The 2,450-nt window shown below is 67.4% G+C and carries 2 protein-coding genes; one reads left to right on the top strand and one right to left on the bottom strand.

Translation table 11 applies throughout. The features are described 5' to 3' along the window. Positions 1 to 848, bottom strand: an 848-nt coding sequence (nrdD, locus tag I6U14_RS16805) for an anaerobic ribonucleoside-triphosphate reductase (RefSeq protein ID WP_296900809.1), incomplete at its 3' end; no start/stop codon positions are given. A 347-nt stretch (positions 849 to 1,195) separates the two neighbouring features. On the opposite strand from nrdD, the gene I6U14_RS16800 reads away from it, so the two are divergent. Further along, positions 1,196 to 2,116, top strand: a complete 921-nt coding sequence (locus I6U14_RS16800) for an NAD(P)-binding domain-containing protein (RefSeq protein WP_296900807.1) — start codon at positions 1,196 to 1,198, stop codon at positions 2,114 to 2,116. The last annotated feature ends 334 nt before the right edge of the window (positions 2,117 to 2,450 follow it).

Below are 2,450 nucleotides of genomic sequence, written 5' to 3'. Positions count from 1 at the left end.
CGGCTCGGCACGTTGAGGTTGTAGATCAGCTCCTGGATGTACTGCTTGACCCGCGGATAGTCGAGCCCGTCGATACGCACGAAGGGCGCCATGTAGGTGTCGAAGCTGGAGAAGGCCTGGGCGCCGGCCCACTCGTTCTGCAGCGTGCCGAGAAAGTTGACGATCTGCCCGACGGCGCTCGACATGTGCTTGGGCGGGCCAGCCTCCACCTTGCCCGGTACGCCGTTCAGGCCCTCCGTCAGCAGCGTCCGCAGCGACCAGCCCGCGCAGTAGCCGGCGAGCATGTCGAGGTCGTGGATGTGCAGGTCACCGTTGCGGTGGGCCTCGCCCACCTGCGGCGGATAGACGTGGGAGAGCCAATAGTTGGCGACCATCTTGCCGGCCGTGTTCAGGATCAGCCCGCCGAGGCTGTAGCCCTGGTTCGCGTTGGCGGATACGCGCCAGTCGGAACGATCCAGGTATTCATTGATGGAGCCTTCGACGTCCACCAGGGTGCGGCGGTCCGCGCGCAGCTTGGCGCGCTGCTCGCGATAGACGATGTAGGAGCGGGCGGTCTCGAAGTGATTGGCGCTGATCAGCGTCTGCTCGACGACGTCCTGGATGCCCTCGATGTCCGGCATGCGCGGCTGAGTGGCGCCCGCCTGCCCTACTCGGCCATAGCGATGTGCGAGCACCTTGACCACCTGCGCCGCCAGCAGCTTGGCCTCCAGCTCGTCGAACTCGGCCGTGGCCCGGCCGGCGCGCAGGATGGCGGACTCGATCTTGCCCGCGTCGAAGGGGACCTGCGTCCCGTCGCGCTTTTGTACGCGCGTCGGCAGTACCGCGAGCGCCTTGTTGTCCACAGCCATCCTCCAACCTCCAGCATCGTCAGCCACACTAGATATTGTAGATGGAATTATAGGGATGCCTAGATATTGTGAAAGTCCTTGCCCGATGAAAGGTTGATGTGGATCAGACCGCGGCAGATGGAAACCGAGAGATCAAGCGCTTGCCCGAGCGCCGGCTGCCTGACGAGGCCGCAACACCGAACGGGCTTTGACCCGCCCGACGGTCGCTGCCGAAACGCCACCATTCACGGCCCGGTGTCAGCCGGCGCCACACCTCAGGCCGCCCCGGCGTAAACTGTTCATTTGCGAATAACGAGCCGCAAGAGGCGCGCGAGCGCCCCCACGGCGCATGAGAGAGACAGACACGCATGACAGCGCGCATCGGCTTCATCGGCCTCGGCATCATGGGCCGCCCCATGGCCCTGAACCTGTTGGCAGCAGGTCATCAGCTCGCCGCCTATGCCCGGCGGCCGGAGGCCATCGCGCCCCTCACCGAGGCCGGCGCCATCGCCTGCGACAGCCCGGCCGCCGTCGCCCGCGAGGCGGACATCGTCTTCACCATGCTCGCAGACACGCCGGACGTGGCCGAGGTGATACTGGGCGCCGACACCGGGAGCGCCGACTCAGCGGGGGCGCGAGCGGTCATCGCCGGCGTTCGCCCGGGCGGCATTGTCGTGGATATGAGCAGCATCTCGCCGTCCACCACTCGGCAGATTGCCGCAGCGCTCGCCGAAGTCGGCGCCACCATGCTGGACGCTCCCGTCTCCGGCGGCGACATCGGCGCCCGCGACGGCACCCTGTCCATCATGGTGGGCGGACCGGCGGAGGCATTTGCACGGGTGAAGCCGCTGTTCGAGGTCATGGGGCGGAACATCACCCACGTCGGAGACCACGGGGCGGGCCAAGTCTGCAAGGCATGCAATCAGATCGTCGTGGCCCACACCATTGCCGGCGTCGGCGAGGCACTGCTACTGGCCGAGGCCGCCGGCGTCGACGGCGGCCGCGTCCGGGAGGCGCTGCTCGGCGGCTTTGCCGGCAGCCGCATCCTGGAGGTACACGGGCAACGCATGCTGGACGGCAATTACGAGCCCGGATTCAAGGCCGGACTGCACCAAAAGGACATGCGCATCGTGCATGAGACGGCCCATGAGCTGGGGCTCGGTCTGCCCGGCGCGGCGCTCGTGGCGCAACTGCTGAACACCCTTGTGGGACAGGGCGATGGCGATCTGGACTCTGCCGCGCTGCATTTGGCCCAACGGCGGCTGAACGGCCGGGACAAACCCAACTAGCAGCGACACGATCTCCGTGCCGAGCAATCGCCGGGCGTATTGAAGGGAGCTCAGGCTCTTGTCCGAACCGCTGCCTCCCAGGAGGCATCGCAAAGGTGCTGATGCCCGGCGGCCAAGGGCTGAAGGCAAGCGCGCGGTGACAGCATCACGCAACCCGGGGGCTTGCCGGCGGGGCGTGTGGCGCGGCTTACCGGTTTGTGGCCACGCGCCCTATTCCGAGCCTCTGGCATCTGGCGGCGTCGCAAACAGCGCACCCCAAGCCCGAAGCAGGATCGGCTCGCCCCGCCCCAGCCAGCCCCCGCCACAGGCACCCCACACGGCTTGCTGCCGGCCG

The sequence above is a fragment of the Thiohalocapsa sp. genome (assembly GCF_019695415.1).
Lineage (GTDB): Bacteria > Pseudomonadota > Gammaproteobacteria > Chromatiales > Chromatiaceae > Thiohalocapsa.
The sequence above is the reverse complement of the archived record's forward strand: the minus strand, read 5'-3'. Positions and strand labels throughout refer to the sequence as shown.